Genomic DNA, 18,915 nt, shown 5'->3' with positions numbered 1-18,915 from the left:
TTCCTCCGAGTTTGTTAAGTTTTGAATTTATCATAATTCACATGTACGAGTTTTAACTTATTAGCCGATGTACATCTATCATATTGATATAATATACGAAATCTAGTAAATGGAACGCATTGGGAAATCCATTTGTGTGTAATTAAACTAATTATATAGATGATTCATATCAGTTTCAAGCGGACAGGTATGTTGTGACCCCCATATCACACCCGATAGTTTACCGTACTCTTGCCCTTCTATCACCCAATTAATCAAGTGTTTTTTAAAAACCAAAATGTCAATTCAGTAGAGTTAGCACACTAAAAAAGTGCATGATGCTGCCGGCTATGACAAACAGGTGCCAGAGAGCATGGTGGAATTGGAATCCTCTCCACATGTAAAAAACAGAGCCTAAGGTATAGAGCAATCCACCTATAACTAAATACATGAAGCCGGTTGGAGTCATGTTTTCAGATAACGGTTTCCAAGCAAACACAATTAGCCAACCCATCAGAACGTAAAGGGCAGTTGAGGTGAACAGGTATTTTTTGACGAAGAAGGATTTAAAAACCGTTCCCCCAATCGCCATTCCCCATACAATCCCAAAAATCGTCCAGCCTACCCAACCTTTAACGACGACAAACATATAAGGTGTATACGTTCCAGCAATAAAAAAGTAAATAGAAGAATGGTCAAATATCTCAAATAAGTCCTTCATTCTGCTTCCTTCTGGGAAAGCATGCAGCAGTGTAGACGATGTATACATGATGATCATCGTCGAACCAAAAATGGTAAAGCTTACAACATGCCAAGCTGTTCCGTGCAATGCGGAAAAGACAATCAGCAATACGAGCGCTGCTATGCTTAATAGAATACCTATTCCATGTGTAATCGAATTTGCGATCTCCTCGCCTTTACTGAAAGTGTGGGTGTTTGCCATAGTATCTCTCCATTCCTCTCCATTCTCAGTCCTATGTCATTCTTCAATTTTCCATGTTTCAAACTATGTTACATGGAAGTCATTGAGGATTAACTGCTTGTTTACTGTATTTCTACTAAATGATGGTAACATCTACATAGAGGTTATACAATATGTTGATTGGAGGACAGGTTCCTTGTCTCTGCCATAGTTAGTTAAATTAGGGAAACGCATGTTAGTTGAGGTTACTAAGAATCCATCATGCTTCCTCATGACCATTTAGGTGTGTCAACTGTGCATGACTTAAGAGTTTTTTAGATGGCTAATCTTACTAGCTACTGAAGAAACACTTTTTATTATTTCAATAGAAAGTGCGAAAACTGTAGAACTTTGTAAGGGTGGAATTTCTTCAATGAAGTCGGTGAGTGAATTTGAATTCAATCAAACGTTTGATTGAAAATTGCTATTTTAAAATAGGTAAAAGGAAATAGGTACCTTGTCCTAGCTCTGAGGGGTGTGCATTCTTAATCAAACGTTTGATTAAATCTCATCAAAGCTAGAGTGGAAGAGGCTTTAGCCCGATTCAATCAAACGTTTGATTGATAGATATGTTCGTGTTTTGATCAGTTAGTTATTAACTACTTTAATCGTCTCAATTTTGATCTAATACGGAAGTTATATGAGGGGTTGCGGGATTGGGAATACCCTTCTGTCTGTCACTATGGCAGATTTTAATAGTCCACCAACAATAAACAATCCCCAATCCTAACTATCTATCGTGTTAATATATACTTAAATAACTTCCATTATTAGCACAAAGTGAATTCCAAGTGCAGGAGGAGATTTACGAAATATAACTAGGTAGCCAACTATGAATATATTAAAAAATAACACTAGAGGGGTAGTTAACAGATGATACAATTTAGTGATTTGCAAGACTTTTTACATAGGTATGCAAATTGCTAATGAAAATCAGTTCCAGGCGTTACAAGCATATGTCTCTCCAGTCTTATCACCCTTAACTATTGGACGTTATGATGCAGATAAACAGCTTTTCCCTATTGAAATGGGCGAGAAAACGAAACAAATCTTTGTCCCAATTGAAAAGGCTCAACACTTCAAAGAGAATTTCAACACGCATATAGCCTACGTCGAAGGGGAATTCACTTTCAAAAATGAGCAACCGTTATACAATTGGAGTATCATCATGCAAACCGAAGAAGGAGATAAATACATCTTTGACAGAGGGCAAACTGTATAAATGAGGGTGATTTCCACGCGGGAAGAGGATATTCAACAAAAGTGCAGAATTCATCGGGAGGGGCATGAGAGTGTTTAAAGTTGAAAAGAAGAAGTTACTTATTGTGTGTGATGACAAAACTAAGGTTTTTGCCAATCAGCTGTCCCAGTTGATTAGCTCCAATGACGATACCGAAAATGAGGTAATTGGAAGTAAGGATGGTTCAGTTGTAGCGAGTGTTTGGGAAGAAAAGCACTTTCTTGCAAATGAGGCCGCCATTTCGTCTGATCAAAACATTTTGTTTATCGGTAATACTAAGCCTGCCAAATCGGTGATTCCGAATGTTACAGAGAAATTCAATCAGTATGGGATTCATTATGGATGGCTAGGAAATCAGGCTGTTATTTATGTCGAAGATAAATTACTTAAAAAAGAAGAATATGATCGATTTAATGATTTTTGCAAACGTCAGAAAAAAGAATTTGAAGAGAAGGTCAAGCTCAACCAGTTACATTCTACGCCTAATGTAATGAAAGGTATCGGCTTATTATTACCTTATGTATACCCAGTTGCCATTTTCAGTATTATTTCAAGCATGCAGGCAAAGAAAAAAATTATGAAACAACAACACCATATGGCCGTGTACCATTTTTATATGAATGCCTTAACTCTCTTTTTGGAGGATTAATTGATGGATTCTTTTACAAAAGGGTATGAATTCTTCGCGAAGAATGCTTCCTCGTTTGCTGGGTCACATGGCGGTATTGAATATATTTCTTCTATTAATAAAGAAATAGAGAAACTTCAATCAGACATCAACCAGTTCCAAGGCTTTCAAACTAAGTCCTCCATCTTACAGGGGGATGTCGCCGAATTTTGGCATTCAGGTACACATAATATTGATGCCGCTATAAAAGGAAAGGCAATCCGAACAACAGTGGATAGAAGTCATCATTTTGCATCGGCTGATGTTACTGACAATAATGGAAACGCATATGGTATGAAGTATTATCAAACGGGAAGCGGCAGTGCAAAGGCTCAGGCTGAAAGTCTTTTTGAAAGGTATTCTCAATATAAAGCAAATGCGATCAAAGCCGACAGACCTTTTCAATCAGTGGAGCAGTTTATAAATGAACGAGGTTACGATGAAGCCCAACTATTGAATGACCCGATTTATGCTGGACAAGTGAGGGTTATTCCAAAGGATCAAATGCAAGAGGCGATTCATTGGCTAGAAAGAAAAATAGCTAAAGAAAGTATCAACCGACCAGACCAAGTTCAACGGTATGAAGATACGTTAAAGATGTTAAAAGATAAAATCGAAACATCGGAAGGAACGGAATCGATACCCTTTACTAGAGAAGAGTCAGAAATACTTGCACGGCTGGCCAAAGAGGGTGAATTTGACGCAGGTGAGTATGGTCTTACGACGGAACAACTCGTGAAGTACAAATATGTTATGGAGCAAGCGTTTAAAGCGGGTCTTACCGCAGCAACGATATCCATCGTCTTAAAGGCAGGTCCAGAAATATATAAAGCAATCGATTACCTAATCAAAACTGGGGAATTAGATGAAAGGCAGTTTCAAAAGATAGGGTTCGCTGCATTGGAAGGTGGAGCAGAAGGATTTGTTCGTGGATCCATCTCAGCAGCGCTAACAGCTGCATGTAAATCCGGATTAGCGGGAGAAGCGTTAAAGTCTGTTAATCCAGCAGTGATTGGTGTAGTTACAGTACTGGTTTTAGATGTAATGAAGAATTCATACTTAGTAGCGAATGGAAAAATGACGAACGGTGAACTCATTGATAGCTTGGTTAGAGGTATGTATGTCTCTGCCTGTTCCCTCATTTTAGGGGGGATTACCCAAAGCCTTATCACCATCCCAGTATTCGGATTTATGTTAGGAAGCTTTATCGGATCGACCATTGGTTCTTTTGCCTATTCAGCTTCGTATAAAGCCTATATCTCCTTTTGTATCGATTCTGGTTTCACCATGTTCGGCATCGTAGGACAAGATTATCAATTACCAAAAGATTTACTAGACGAAATTGGGTTATCCACGTTTGACTATGAAAAAATGCAACTCGAAACATTTGAAATAGCTGCCTTTGAAGTAGACATCTTTGAATTTGAGCATTTTTCATATGAAACTCTTGGGATTACATTTTTGCGTAGAGGCGTTATCGGTGTGAATCAAATAGGTTATGTATAAAGAGGTGGGATAAGGACCATTTCCCAGCCTAAGGGTGGTGCCTCCTTACTAAAAGGAAGAGGAATGTTTGGTTAAATGGCATTAAAGCTAGAGTGAATAAGGCTTTAGCCCGATTCAATCAAACGTTTGATTGATCGATATGTTCGTATTTTGATAGGGTTAGTATTTAAACTTTACCGAGGATTTAAGAGAATAAAGAAAATAACCGGATAAACTCCACTGATAGTTATATACAGGGGTATATCCGGTTATTGGTTCTTATGAATGATGGACTAGACGATACCGTGTGCCATCATGGCATCAGCAACTTTCAAAAAACCTGCAATATTAGCGCCGACAACAAGGTTACCAGGGTGACCATATTCGTTTGCAGCATTTACACTGTTTCGGTAAATGTTGGTCATAATCTGGTGTAGTTTCGCATCAACTTCTTCAAATGACCAGGAAATTCTCATGCTATTTTGGGCCATCTCTAGTGAAGATACCGCTACCCCGCCTGCGTTGGCTGCTTTAGCTGGTCCGAAGAGTACTCGATTGTTTAGAAACACATCGATGGCTTCAAGGGTGGATGGCATGTTTGCCCCTTCCCCAATGGCGATTACCCCATTAACTACTAATAATTTTGCAGCATTTTCATCTATTTCATTCTGGGTAGCACATGGCAGAGCGATATCACAAGGGATCGCCCAGATTCCTGTGCATCCTTCATGGTATTCAGCATGAGGATGTTCTTTTACGTATTCCCGAATTCTTTTTCTCTCCACTTCCTTTAATCTTTTAACAGTGTGGAGGTTAATTCCATTCTTACAATAAACATAGCCGTTTGAATCACTGCATGCTATGACTTTAGCCCCTAATTGAATAGCTTTCTTCATCGCATAAATGGATACATTGCCTGACCCTGATACCACCACAGTTTTTCCTTCAAAACTTAACCCTTTGTCTTGTAACATTTCTTGTACAAAGTAAACCGTGCCGTATCCAGTTGCTTCTTTTCTAGCGAGACTGCCGCCGTAACCGATTCCCTTTCCAGTTAATACACCAGCATGATAGCTGCCAACCATTCTTTTATATTGTCCAAACATATATCCAATTTCTCTGGCTCCGACCCCTATATCCCCAGCGGGAACATCGGTATCAGGACCAATGTAATTGAAAAGTTCTGTCATGAAGCTTTGTGTGAATCTCATGATTTCCCCGTCGGATTTTCCTTTAGGATCAAAATCAGATCCGCCTTTACCCCCGCCGATAGGTTGGCCCGTTAAAGAATTCTTAAAAATTTGCTCAAAGCCTAAAAATTTTATAATGCTTGCATTCACGGAAGGATGAAATCTTATCCCACCTTTGTAAGGTCCGATGGCACCATTAAATTGGACCCGAAACCCGCGATTTACTTTGACTTTCCCGTGATCATCAACCCATGGGACACGGAAAGTAATGATTCTTTCAGGTTCAACTAGACGTTCAAGAATTCCGCCTTCCATATATTTGGGGTGTTTAGCAAATACGGGTACAAGTGAGAAAAGGATTTCCTTAACAGCCTGATGGAATTCTTTTTCGTGTGGATCACGTTTTTTCACTGCTTCATATACTTCGTTGACATAATTTTTGGCTTTTTGCATTTCATATTGTTTGAAGTTTAATACAGTGGACATTATGAATCACTTCCCTCAATTATATATAAATTTGATTGTTTAATTTTTTTTGAAAATCATGTAGAAACGTATGATATTTATTAAAAGTATCTTATAAGTTATAATTAATCGAAACAATATGAAAATTAGATAATATTAATGCCGATATAAGATTAATTGAAATAGGGGTTGAATCTAATGGAATTAAGGCAAATTGAATATTTTATAGAAGTAGCCTTAAGGGAGCATGTAACGGAGGCTTCTCATGCACTACATGTCGCACAATCAGCCATTAGCCGACAGATTGTTAATTTGGAATCGGAATTGGGCGTTCCTTTGTTTATTAGGGAAGGAAGAAATGTAAAGTTAACTCCTATCGGGAGGATTTTTCTGGAACATATGCAGCATGCAATGAAGGTTATCGAAACAGCGCGGCGTGAAGTAGAAGAATATATAGACCCAGATCAAGGTACCATTCGAATTGGTTTCCCCAGTAGTTTGGCTACTTACATGCTTCCAAACGTCATTTCTGCCTTTCGAAAGTCTCATCCTCATGTAAAATTTCAGCTTAAACAAGCTTCTTATCATCAGTTGGTCGATTCCGTTATAAAGGGAGAAACGGATATGGCCCTTATCGGACCAGTTCCAAAGAACAATAAAAACATTAAAACAGATATATTATTTGTAGATAAAATCGTTGCTCTCTTGCCCTCTAATCACCCTCTAGCGGATAAACCTTTACTAAACCTTGGTCAATTGAGGGATGATTCATTCGTTTTATTTCCTGACGGTTTTATACTTAGGGATATTGTGGTTAACGCTTGCGGGCTTCAAGGATTCCAGCCAAAGGTATCATTTGAGGGGGAGGATATAGACGCCATTAAAGGGTTAGTTTCGGCAGGTCTAGGGGTAACCTTGATTCCTGAGATTACGTTAGTTGATAACATACCGCGGTCTACAGTCAAATTGCATCTAATGGATCAACAAGTTACCCGTACAGTTGGGGTTATTACACCCGGTGAGCGCAAATTACTTCCTACGGTAGAAATTTTTTATGATTTTATAAGGGAATTTTTTGAGAGAGTTGGGCGGTTTTCGTGACTGGGACAAGGGGGCGGGTTCCTTGTCCCACCACCTATTTTCCCTTGAATTATAGTAGTAAGAGGAAGCTGGCAGAGATTCTAGTCTACTCTCTGCCTGATTTTCTTTTTTCTATGGTGCCAAATATCGACAAAAGACAAAATAAAAGATTTGTACGTGTGGGAAATACACTGTCGTCGCTCTTTTATATAAGAATAGGGAGGGAGTTGATTTATTTCAATCAACTCCTCTTTTGCATGGCAAATAGTACTCTGTCACTAGGATCCAGGAAGGAATTTCTATTAAACTATCGAAATAGTACCATATACAAATTGAAAAAGAATGCTAAGAAATGGGACAGTAGTCATTAGCTTTTGTCCCCTGCGGTCTTGAGGTGATTAGGATGAAGAATATTTTACTTGTTACAAAGAGCGAGGAAGCCTTTTTGCTTGTGAAGAAGCAGTTGGAGGATTTGTTTTCCGGGTTGATTCAGGTTTTTGGAGAATTGGATGGTGGCTCTTTTCAGGGTAAGGCTGATTTGGTTGTGGCTACTTTTAATCATGAGAAATTAATAGAGTTCCCTAAAGAAAGAATCCTATTGGCCAAACGGACGATACATGTTTCTTGTATGGAAAAATTAATGCAAATTCCTAGTTCAACGTCTTGTTACGTTGCCAGTAATACATATGATGCGTCAGTAGAATCTATTGAAATGCTGAAGGGATTTGGAATTCAATTGAACATGATTCCTTATCCAGAAGGTGGAACGGATTTAAATAAAGATATTTCAACGGTTATTACTCATGATCTTAGCCTAATCAATCCAACTCGATTTTCAAACGTCATTGAAGTGGGCTTTCGTCCATTAGATTTTTCGACGATTGTAGAGATTGCCGTTTTCTTGAAGTTGCCGATAAGTACACAAAGTGTATATAAAGCGTCAAATATGGATGAAATTATCCGATTAAATATGAGTTTATCCCAATCCGTTCAACAATTAAAAAATATCAATCTACAAGTCGAAGCTATTGTGAATGCCTCCCAAGATGGAATTGTGACCCTTAATTCCGAAAAGAAGATTATTCAAATGAATAAAGCTATATTGGGCTTTTTACATAAGAGTGCAGGGAGTACAGAGCTGCTCGGAAGAGATTTTTCCGATGTTTTTCCTTCCTTTGATCAAATTCAAAATAGGGATCACTACCTTTACAGTTTGAATGAAACGCGATTTGTTGTGCAGCAATTACCCATTACGCTAGCGAACGGTGAAATTGGAACACTGATTGTTTTTCGAGAAATTAATCAGCTCCAACAACGGGAACAAGAGGTTCGACGTAAAATCCATGCGCCAGGTTTTATATCTAGATATCAATTTTCCCATTTGATTGGTTCATCCCCCCTCATAAAAGAAACGATTGAAAAAGCAACAAGGCTTGGGCAATTTGAACAGCCAATCCTAATTTCAGGAGAAAATGGGACCGGTAAGGAGATTTTTGCCCATTCGATCCACCATGTCTCAAAGCGAAGAGATCAGCCATTTGTTCCAATTAACTTTGCGGGACTGCCAGAATCATTAGCCGAAAGCGAATTATTTGGTTATGAGGACGGCGCCTTTACTGGAGCTAAAAAGGGTGGAAAACCTGGTTTTTTCGAATTGGCTCACAATGGAACGATTTTTCTAGATGAAATTGGGGATGCTTCCCCCTCGATTCAAGCTACTCTTTTACGAGTGATTCAGGAAAAGCAAATCTTACGTGTAGGTGGTACACAGCTTATTCCAATCAATGTTCGGATTATTGCCGCCACCAATAAAAATCTTTTGAAGTTAGTAGAGAATGGTCATTTCAGAGAGGATCTGTATTACCGATTGAATGTTTTACCGTTACATCTCCCACCTCTCCGGGAAAGAAAGGAAGATATTTTACCTTTGGTCGAGTACTTTCTTCGTAAGCAATTTTCAACCCCTGTTTTTCTGGAGGAAAAGGTAATCGAGCATTTTCGTTCGTACGATTGGCCCGGAAATATTAGGGAGTTAGAAAACTCGGTGTATTATTTGTCAGCGGTCATAAAAGGTCAAACGATCGGGATAGAGGATCTCCCGACGAAATTTTTAAAAATAAAACCAGAATCCGATTTTTCTATTGTTGAAAAGTTGGAGAAAGAGGGAAGTTTACAGGAGTTTTATTGGCTTTTATCGTACTTGTATTTGGCCAAGCAGCACCATTGGAATACCGGCCGACTTTCTATGGAATCGTACTTCATAAACGAAAAGAAAATTCGTTTTTCCGCGCAGCAAATTAAAAGTCGGATGCTGATTCTAAAAAAATATCAGTTAGTTGAAATCGGGTCGACACGCCAAGGAAGTTGGATTACCAATCTAGGTATCGAAGCAATGAACTCGATAAAATGTTAATTGAGTTGAATTGGGTTGTTTAAAATAACCTAATTCAACTTTTTTCTTGCAGAGCTTGGGATAAATAGTGGCTTATTTCAATATTTAGAAATTGGCACAATTCTTGCATTTTTCTTTTATTAAAAGCTCTATTGTTGTACCGTGTTGATATTTTGACAGGCAACCATTTTACGGACAGAGAATCCGTTATTTATCTAAAAGTGACCTATTTTCATTAGATTGCGGACATACAATCCGTTATTCCGATATTTACTATGAAAAAATACTTCTTTTTAGCTCAATAACGGAATCTATGTCCGCTTAACACCTTTAAGGTAACTTTTTGAACAATTAGCGGAACTGATGTCCGCAAAACCTATGTGATTGATAGAAAAATCAACACGGTACAATAACAGAGCCTTATTGAAAAAGGAGAGTGGAAGCAGTGAAAGATCATGTAATCAGCGCCGTTGATCTGTTGCAAAACGAAATCGTCACCCTTTTACAAGAAATGATTCAAATTCCTAGTGTCAATCCACCAGGTAACTATGACGAAATCAGTCACTATTTAGAAAAAAAACTATCCCATTATGGTTTCGTTGTAGAGGTATTAGACGTTCCTGAATCCCTCGTTATTGAAAAAAATTTATCCACCACGCGTAAAAATGTCATTGCCACTTTAAAAGGAAATGGAACGGGGCCATCACTGATATTGAACGCCCATCTTGATACCGTTCCTGAAGATGATGAATCGAAATGGACCCAATCCCCATTCTCTGGCCATTTGGAAAATGGAAAAATTTATGGACGCGGGGCAACGGACTCAAAAGGAAGATTAGCCTCCTACATTGGAGCCGCACTGGCCATGAAGCAGGCTGGAATTTTACTGAACGGAGATATTATCATCGCGGCTACATGTGATGAAGAGACAGGTGGAGAACTCGGTGCAGGTTATGTAACAAGCAATGGGTTACTAAAGGGAGATTTTGCACTTGTGGAAGGATATAGTCAAGAAATTATCCGGGCGATGGCGGGTGTCAAGCAATTACGGATCATCTCTAATGGAAAACCTGCCCATTCAGGATTCAAATGGAACGGAATCAATGCGATTGAAAAAATGGCTAAAGTCATTACAGGCTTAGAAGGCCTACAAACCGAGTTGAAAAATGAACCTTCCTCCATTGACGGAATGAAATACACCACGATCAATGTTGGTGTGATAACAGGAGGAACAAAATCAAACGTCGTTCCTGGAAGCTGTGAAATCGAAGTGGACCTCAGAATTATTCCCGAGCACTCGATTGATTACATCATCAATCGGATCGAAGCTATGATTCAACACTTACAAGACGAGGATCCTGAAATGAATATCACCATCGAGAACGGCGAGTTCGAAACCGTGCCTACCATTACCGAACCGAATCATCCTCTGATTATCGCTCTTCAAAAGGCAAGTGTTGAGGTGAATGGCAAAGAACTACCGGTGATTGGCGTAATGGGGCAATCAGATTCACGTTGGTTTATTCAAAACGGGATTCCGGCGATTAATTATGGACCTGGCACGCCAGCTAACCGGATACATGGCTATGACGAATGTATGGAAGTAGAAGATTTAATCAACACGACAAAGGTCATTTCTTTATTCTGTTTGAATGTTGTCGGTAGCGAAATCTCACTAAGTGAAGGAGTACGATAAATGTTAACTTCTAAATTAAACACCCTCAAGCAATTCCTTAGTCCTTATTCGATTTCAGCTTTTACAGTAAGTGAAGATGAATCTCATGCGATCGTCGGTTCCAACCAATCAGGCGTTTTTAATCTTTGGAAATTGGATTTACAAAATGGTAATAGGCTGTCTCAACTCACCTTTCATAATCAAAAAATTGGCGCTGTTGCTATTTCGGATTCCTCGATTTATTTTACAAGTGATAAGGATGGTAACGAGAATCTGCATATTTATTCCGTTGATCAAAATGGTGACAACTGGACGGATATTCGAACCGAAGCCAACTGTCTGTATCATTTTGGAGGATTCTCCGCGGATGGGTCCAAACTATTTTATACGTCTTCCAAGGATAATCCGCTCTATCTTTCGATTTTTTCCTATGATCTAAACTATGGCACGGAGGAGTTAGTCCATCAGGGAAGCGGAGCGGAGACATATTTATTGAACGTTAGCCCGAATAGTAAGGATATCGCTTATTTCGTTAGGTATAACCATAGTCATATGAACATTTTTATTAAAAAAAATGGCCAGGATATTGAGCTAATCCCCGGGGCAATTCAACCCTATCGCGTCTCGGATTTATCGTTTATCAATGAAGACAGAGTTATTTTTACAACCAATTATCAAGAAGAATTTACGTATTTGGCCAGTTACGAGATTTCATCTGGCACCTTTCGAAAAATACTAGAGTTAGATAGACAGGATATTGAAAAAATTCACTATCTCCCTAGTAGTGATGATGTTTATTTACAAACAAAGGCTGGTCCGATTGATCGTCTTTACGTATTTAATTTAGGCAGTGGTGAATTAGAGGCGGTGGAACTTCCAACCGATACCGTTCAACAATATGAGATTACGAATCAGGGATCCATCTATCTAATCGGTTCCTCTGCTACGAAGCCCCCTTCATTGTATCAAAAGCGTAGCGGTGAAAATTGGAACACGATTCTTGAAAATAACGTGCCAATGATTGCTGAAGACGAAATGATTAAACCTGAGCGGATCCACTACTTATCCTATGATGGTTTGAAAATTGAAGCGATGTTTTATCCTGCAAAAGCGGCGAACAGCAATGGCTATACGATTGTTTATCCACACGGCGGTCCGCAATATAATGAACAAATAGACTATTTTGGCTATTTTCAATACCTCCTTCATAGCGGTTTTAATATATTTGCACCTAATTTTAGGGGGACACCGAATTATGGAAGGACTTTTCTTCAGTTGATTGAAGGGGACTGGGGTGGTGGCCCAAGGATGGATGTGCTTTTCGGGATTGATCAACTTGTGAAGCAGAGGAAAGCAGACGCAGATAAGTTTATTTTGTTTGGCGCTAGCTATGGAGGATATTTATCTCTGCTATTATTTGGTCGACACCCAGAGCGATTCCGCGCTTGTATTGATATATGCGGTCCGGCAAATTTATTTACTTTTATAGAAAGTTGTCCGGATCATTGGAAAGCTAGAATGGATTCATGGATTGGGAACCCTGTAAGAGATCGCGAACGGTTAGTGGAGCATTCTCCTATCACCTATGTGGAGCAAATTTCTAATCCGTTACTGGTGATCCAAGGGGCCAATGATCCCCGGGTCAAAAAATCAGAATCAGACCAAATGGTAGCTGCCCTTAGAAACAAAGGAATCCCTGTGGAGTATATCGTATTTGAGGATGAGGGGCATGGCTTTTCGAAAAAAGAAAATGAACAGTTGGCTTACGAGGCGATTAGTCAGTTTTTGGCGGAGATTGTCTGGGAATAAGTGGGAGGGAGGACAAGGGGATAGGTGTACCTTGTCCTTTATTTTAGTTAAGGACAGGAAGGGGACAAATACATTAGAAGTCTTATATATTAGTAACTAGTGGTAGTTAAATCATAAGCGGAGATTTTCCGGTTAAACTGCGTATTAGGGCTGGATTAGGGGTAATTAAGCGGAGAATTTCCGCTTAAGCCAAGAAAAAGGGGCCCATTTTAACGTTTTTTGAGTAAATAAGCGGAATTCTTTCGTCTATTAAAGCCATTTTCAGTGCGATTTCGTAAATAAGGGAGAATTTCTCCGCTTATTTTTCAACCCTATATGGATCCCACTACTCTTCATGCTTATTTCAACCCAAGCTAGATCCCACTTCTCTTCATGCCTTTAATCAACCCCTCCCATCCTCATTTTTTATCCCCACTCCCCAATTCTAACAAAAACCTAACAATCACCCACCGAAGAAGGATAAGAAACAGAATTTATTGAATACTTTAATGTTTGTATTAAAAATAGGGGAGTATGATTTATGAAAGGATTTAGTAAGAAAAGTTTTACAGCATGGTTATTGATTTCAATGCTGATTCTTTCGGCTTTTGGTGGGCTAAGTAGTCCAGTGGCAGCTAATGAACAAGTAGTGAAAAGTCAGTTTGATTTGAAGGACCTTCAGTCGAAAGTGACGTCGAATGTACCAATTGATTTAGATTCAGCAGTCTCAGGTGACAATGAACCACAGCAAATTACGCAACAAACAGCTGTAGAATCCTTTCCACAAAAGTTAACGGACTGGGTATTGGATAAAGAGACAGGAATGATTTATGCGATATCTGAATCAACCAATAAGCTATATTTTATTAATAAGCAAACATTAGCCATCACTAATGAGCTACAGCTTAGTGGGGTACCGTCTGATTTGTACAAGTATGAAAATAAACTTTATATTTCGCAAGCTAACAATTTGATTCAAACTGTTGATATAGCAACGAAATCATTGGGTGAACAATTTCCAACAACCCAAGCACCTTTAGATGTGGCTGTATCAGCAACGCACATTTTTTTCGCTACAGATAGGGCATATGTTTACTCCATTGATCGGACTACTAAGGTTGTTAAATTTCACAATTTTAGAATGAGCGATACTATCGATATTCAGGTTGCCGATGATAATCGTACTCTATATATAGCGGATAGAAGATCGTCTAGAAGCACTTTCTATACCTTTGATATTGTCGAGGAAAAAGTAATTAGTTCTGCCAATTATGAATTCAACAGGCCTAATGAGGAAATTATCTTAGATGAGCAGAGCGCTTACTTTGCTGGCTACCGAATGAATAAAGGTGACCTATCACAATTTTGGGGTGAGTACCAAAAGGTAGGGGACAGTTCTTGGTATTATCATACAAGAATTTTAGGTGTGACAAGTAATCATGTTCTAACCAATCAAGGTATTTACGATAAAAATACGTATCTGAATCTGGCTACACTTCCATTTGAGCCAACACAAGGCATTTTGGAGGAAGATGGATCTGTATTACTTTTTAAATCAGAATCTTCAGATGTTAACAATAAAATCTATCGTTACTCGATAACGGTTAACCAAAATCCACAGGTCCAAATGAACAAGTTAGCCAACACGTTAGAAAGTAATTTTACCATTACGGATTGGGTAACAACCGAGGAATCTCCTTACATTTACGCTGTTTCGGATAAGGCCAATGCGTTAACGGTTATTAGAAAAAGTGATTTCAGCACCATTAAAAGTGTTTCGATTGGGTCTCGCCCAGTAGATGTTGAAATCAATAACGGGAAGGTGTATGTGGCCTTAAGAGGAGAAGCTTCTGTTGCTCAGTTCAATATTGCTGATACGGAAAATTCTAATATAGGTATCGAAAAGCGCATTGTTAAAGGCTTTCCGATAAAAATAGAACCTTTTAATGGGAAGATTTTTTATAGCGCTTATGGTGTTCAAGATACCATAAAGGTATTAACTGCAACGAATGAGCATAGTGTATTGCCATTTAGTGCAGATTATTATGATTTAGATGCTGAAGAAGAAGCCTTGTATCAGATTGAGAGTATGTATCACAGAAAAATAGACGCTAACACACATAGTGTTTTACTAATTGGTAATTACCACATAGGTGTTTCTTATGATACAGTTGATCTCCATAAAGATGGAAACTCCCTTTATTTTGACAGTAGAAGTTTGAGCGCAACTGATCTATCAACTTTAATGGGGGAATATCCAGAACACGTCCTTTATGCTAAGGATGAACTAGTCTTTGGAAGTAGAGCGGTATATGATCGTGATACTTCTTTGAAAATTATCGACTTACCAACGATTATTTCCAAAGCCTATGTAGCAGATGATCAATCCATCATCGTATCATCAGGAAAAAAGCTAATCAAATATGCAAATTTAAACGATGCTGACAAGAGTAGCATCACTCCTAGATACGCTTTATTTATGGATTCTGATGATAGAGAAGGATGGATTTCTGGGCAGTTAGCCATCGTTCCGACTGAAAATCCGAATACGATTCAATCTTATAATGCCTATTTTGTTGATGGTTGGGGAAATAAAACTGTAAAACTTAATATGACGTTAGAGTCACAACAGAATGGAGTATGGCTTTATAGAATATTAAGTACGTATTCGAGGCCATCGGTCGATAAAATTGGAATTTTTCCCGTTTCAGCAGGTGGAGTAGAAGCGGTTCAATATCTCAAAACAGAGCCTTGGGACTCACCGGCCTATCTGGCTAGAAACATTGTGTTAGATAATGCTACCATTACTAAAACCGGAGTCTCAGGAACACTAACCTGGGATAAGGGGCCACAACAACCAATAAACGCGTACCATCAAATTTATTTTATGGATGAGGATGGTTTGATTGGTGACCCAATCCAAACCGTAAAAGCAGATCAATATTTCTACTCAGTAGACATAGATAATGTCCCTATTCCAGATGGAGCGATTGGACTAGGTATTACCATCATAAAATCTAATGGGGAAGAGCCTCCATACTTCTCTGGTGTTCTTTTTGAGGAATTTATCAGTCCAGCACCATTATTCGAAAACATCACCATTACGAAAAATGATTCATCAGATGATACAGTAGCCGTAAGGGGACTTACTTCAGGTGATATCATTCGTGTTTATAATGAAGCGGAGACGACCCTTTTAGGTCAGGGAACGGTCGAAGCGGGTCAAACTTCGGTCACGATCTCGATTCCTAACCTTGGATCGGCTGGCCAGAAGATAAGTGTAACCCGTGAAACGATAGAATTATATGAAAGTGCGGGTACAGTGGTTGTCATTCCAACGACAGAAGCGGCACCAGTAGATCCGCCGCCGATCGTAACGCCGCCAGAAGATCCGCCACCGGTTGTAACGCCGCCAATGGATCCGCCACCGGTCGTAATACCACCAGTAGCACCACCAACTACTGGTCCAGCACCAACACCAAAGGTCCACACCATTACAGTAACGGCGGGTTCTCATGGAACCATTAGCCCGAGCGGTAGTGTATCAGTGGTTGAAGGAACAAATCAGACATTCACAATCACCCCTGAAACAGGGTATGAGATTGATCGATTACTGGTTGATGGAAAAGAAGAATCGGTAACAAATCATAGCTACACGTTTACTTCAGTAAAGGGCACTCATACGATTAGTGTAACGTTCAAAGCTACAAAAGATGGAACGGCACCAGTAGCACCTGATGTGAATGAAGTGACAGATAAGGTAACAACCATTACTGGTACTGCTGAAGCGGGAGCAAAAGTAACCGCTAAGGTTGGCGCAAAAGTGATCGGTGAAACCAAAGCAAGTACGTCTGGACAATTCAAAATGACCATTGCCAAGCAAGCGGCTGGTACTACTATTCTAGTAACTGCGACAGATGAAGCGAATAATGTCAGTGAACCTACTGAAGTGGTCGTGGAAGATGTAACATCACCAACAGCACCAGTGGTGAATGAAGTGAAAGATTATAATAGGAAGATTGCCGGGAAAGCCGAGGCAGGATCGACTGTAACGATTTATGTCGGCTCAAAGGTCATTGGAGAAACAACGGCTACTAGTAAAGGAACCTTCGCCGTCATGATCTCGGCACAAAAAGCCGGTACAGTCTTAAAGGTAGTGGCAACCGATTCTGCAGAAAATACTAGTAAGTCTACTAGTATTAAAGTAATCGATAAAACTCCACCAGCAAAACCAACAGTAAGCACCGTAACTACTGTTAGCACTAAAGTAACAGGAAAAGCAGAAGCGGGCGCAACTGTTATCGTAAAGGTTGGTAGCAAAGTAATTAGTACAGCAACAGTTGGAAAAGACGGAAAGTACAGTGTGAAAATTCCTAAGCAGAAAGTTAAAGTTGTGTTAACTGTTAGTGTGAAGGATAAAGGTGGCAATGAAAGTGTTGCTGTGAAAGTAGCAGTAAGGAAATAAACTTGTAGGGACAAGGGGACAGTAAACTGTACCCTATAGAGTAGACACCTTGATTAAGGGACGTCCTCTATAGGGTACTTTTTTTATTGTATAATAGGTGGAAATATAGAAGATACGGAGAGAGAAACCAGATGGATAAAAAAACTTTCACAGAAGCAGAAATAAAGAAGTTATTAGATAACCCCTATGTGGATGCGGTGTCGTCCTCCATAATTACGTATACAGATGAGTTTAAAAGGATCTTTATTGCTCAAGATAGAGATGGAAAATTGCCAAGGGACATTTTTAGAGATAACGGCTTTGATGTAGATCTAATAGGAGGAGCTAGAATAAAAAAGGCTGCTTATAGATGGCGTAAAGCCTATAAAGAACAAGGGCTTGATGGCTTGTCTGATACACGTAAATTTCCTAAAGAGAAACGTAATAAAAGAGAGTTGACCTTGGAAGAACAAAATGCAAAATTAGAAGCACAAATTCAGTTACTAAAAGCAGAGAATGAGTTATTAAAAAAGCTCGACATGTTGGAAAGGGGGCTGAAAACAGACAAGTAGTTTCTCCTGCACAAAAGTTTCTATTAATTAGTACAATCATAAATAAGTTTAATCTAAAGCACATGGTAAGTTATTTGTGTGAAGTAGCCGACGTGTCACGTTCGGGTTACTATAACTATTTTTCAAAAGAATCACATGAAAAGCGCAAGAAACGTGAAAAAGAAGACCTAGAAATAAAAATGATAATTCTAAAGGCATTTAACTTCAAGCGCCGTAAAAAGGGCGCAAGACAGATTAAAATGACTCTAGCTGGTCAATTTAAAATCAACTACAACCTTAAACGCATTGGCCGAATTATGAGGAAGTATAACATTGTGTGCCCCATCCGAAGAACAAATCCTTACAGAAAAATCATGAAAGCAACTCTAGAGCACACCGTTGTGCCTAATCTACTAAACCGTAGGTTTAAACAAGGTATACCAGGGAAAGTGTTACTAACGGATATAACGTATCTCCATTACTCTAAAGGTCAGAAAGCCTATTTATCTACTATACTAGATGGTTCGACGAGTGAGGTCCTAGCCTATTACGTCTCCACTAGCCTGAAAATGGACTTATCTACCGAAGCATTAAATCAATTAAAGAAGAACAGAAACTTTAAATTGGCAGAAGGAGCGCTCATTCATTCTGATCAAGGATTTCATTATACGAGCCCTATTTTCCAAGAGGAAGTAAAAAAATCAGGACTAAAGCAATCGATGTCACGCAGAGGAAACTGTTGGGATAACGCCCTACAGGAATCCTTTTTCGGCCATTTCAAAGATGAGGCAAATATCAAACAATGTAAAAATTTAACCGAACTTAAAAAGGAAATAAAAAGTTATATAACCCATTATAATCATACAAGATACCAATGGAATTTAAAGAAGATGACCCCTGTGGATTACAGAAATCATCTTCTTAGTATAGCTTGAAGTCCCTTATTGAAGTGTCCTTGACAAGGGGTACAGTTTACTGTCCCCCAGGCCTTTAAAGTG

Annotated in this window: 11 protein-coding genes; 9 read left to right on the top strand and 2 right to left on the bottom strand. The window is 39.0% G+C overall.

Annotated elements, in window-relative coordinates:
* Positions 1-280: 280 nt before the first annotated feature.
* A complete protein-coding gene (gene trhA, locus LRP83_RS01125; protein WP_230494821.1) occupies positions 281-922 on the bottom strand; it encodes a PAQR family membrane homeostasis protein TrhA in 642 nt (213 codons plus the stop codon).
* Between the two features lie 931 nt (positions 923-1,853).
* Here trhA and LRP83_RS01120 point away from each other — a divergent pair.
* The 3 genes from LRP83_RS01120 to LRP83_RS01110 all read left to right on the top strand — a co-directional run bounded on the left by LRP83_RS01120 (position 1,854) and on the right by LRP83_RS01110 (position 4,353).
* Complete coding sequence (locus LRP83_RS01120; RefSeq protein ID WP_230494820.1) at positions 1,854-2,162, top strand: hypothetical protein; 309 nt, start codon at positions 1,854-1,856, stop codon at positions 2,160-2,162.
* 70 nt (positions 2,163-2,232) lie between these two features.
* On the top strand, positions 2,233-2,829 hold the full coding sequence (locus tag LRP83_RS01115; protein ID WP_230494819.1) for a hypothetical protein: 597 nt from the start codon (positions 2,233-2,235) through the stop codon (positions 2,827-2,829).
* Positions 2,830-2,832: 3 nt separating this feature from the next.
* Positions 2,833-4,353 carry a hypothetical protein gene (locus LRP83_RS01110; RefSeq protein WP_230494818.1) on the top strand — a complete coding sequence of 507 codons (1,521 nt, stop codon included), beginning with the start codon at positions 2,833-2,835 and terminating at the stop codon, positions 4,351-4,353.
* Positions 4,354-4,625: 272 nt separating this feature from the next.
* Here the strand turns inward: LRP83_RS01110 and gdhA are convergent, their stop codons facing one another.
* Positions 4,626-6,008 carry an NADP-specific glutamate dehydrogenase gene (gdhA, locus tag LRP83_RS01105; protein ID WP_230494817.1) on the bottom strand — a complete coding sequence of 461 codons (1,383 nt, stop codon included), beginning with the start codon at positions 6,006-6,008 and terminating at the stop codon, positions 4,626-4,628.
* A 177-nt stretch (positions 6,009-6,185) separates the two neighbouring features.
* Between gdhA and gltC the strand changes: the two genes are divergently transcribed.
* The 6 genes from gltC (at position 6,186) to LRP83_RS01075 (ending at position 18,852) form a co-directional block, all read left to right on the top strand.
* The gene (gltC, locus tag LRP83_RS01100; RefSeq protein WP_230494816.1) at positions 6,186-7,088 is read left to right on the top strand and encodes a glutamate biosynthesis transcriptional regulator GltC; all 903 of its coding nucleotides are present in this window, start codon (positions 6,186-6,188) and stop codon (positions 7,086-7,088) included.
* 382 nt (positions 7,089-7,470) lie between these two features.
* On the top strand, positions 7,471-9,480 hold the full coding sequence (locus LRP83_RS01095; RefSeq protein WP_230494815.1) for a sigma-54 interaction domain-containing protein: 2,010 nt from the start codon (positions 7,471-7,473) through the stop codon (positions 9,478-9,480).
* Positions 9,481-9,904: 424 nt separating this feature from the next.
* Positions 9,905-11,155, top strand: coding sequence for a M20 family metallopeptidase (locus LRP83_RS01090; protein WP_230494814.1), 1,251 nt, complete (start codon positions 9,905-9,907; stop codon positions 11,153-11,155).
* Positions 11,156-12,943, top strand: a complete 1,788-nt coding sequence (locus LRP83_RS01085; protein ID WP_230494813.1) for a S9 family peptidase — start codon at positions 11,156-11,158, stop codon at positions 12,941-12,943.
* A gap of 520 nt (positions 12,944-13,463) precedes the next feature.
* Positions 13,464-17,387 (top strand): Ig-like domain-containing protein, encoded by a 3,924-nt coding sequence (locus tag LRP83_RS01080; RefSeq protein WP_230494812.1) that lies wholly within the window; start codon positions 13,464-13,466, stop codon positions 17,385-17,387.
* A 131-nt stretch (positions 17,388-17,518) separates the two neighbouring features.
* Positions 17,519-18,852 (top strand): IS3 family transposase gene (locus LRP83_RS01075; protein WP_230494811.1). Its coding sequence is split into 2 segments (ribosomal slippage): positions 17,519-17,900 and positions 17,900-18,852, totalling 1,335 coding nucleotides; the frame shifts between segments, so codons are not numbered across the junction.
* Positions 18,853-18,915 lie beyond the last annotated feature (63 nt).

Source organism: Pseudoneobacillus rhizosphaerae, from assembly GCF_917563885.1.
In the GTDB taxonomy this organism is placed as follows: Bacteria; Bacillota; Bacilli; order Bacillales; family Cytobacillaceae; genus Pseudoneobacillus; species Pseudoneobacillus rhizosphaerae.
Note: the sequence above shows the minus strand (reverse complement) of the source record. Positions and strands in the feature narration are given on the sequence as shown.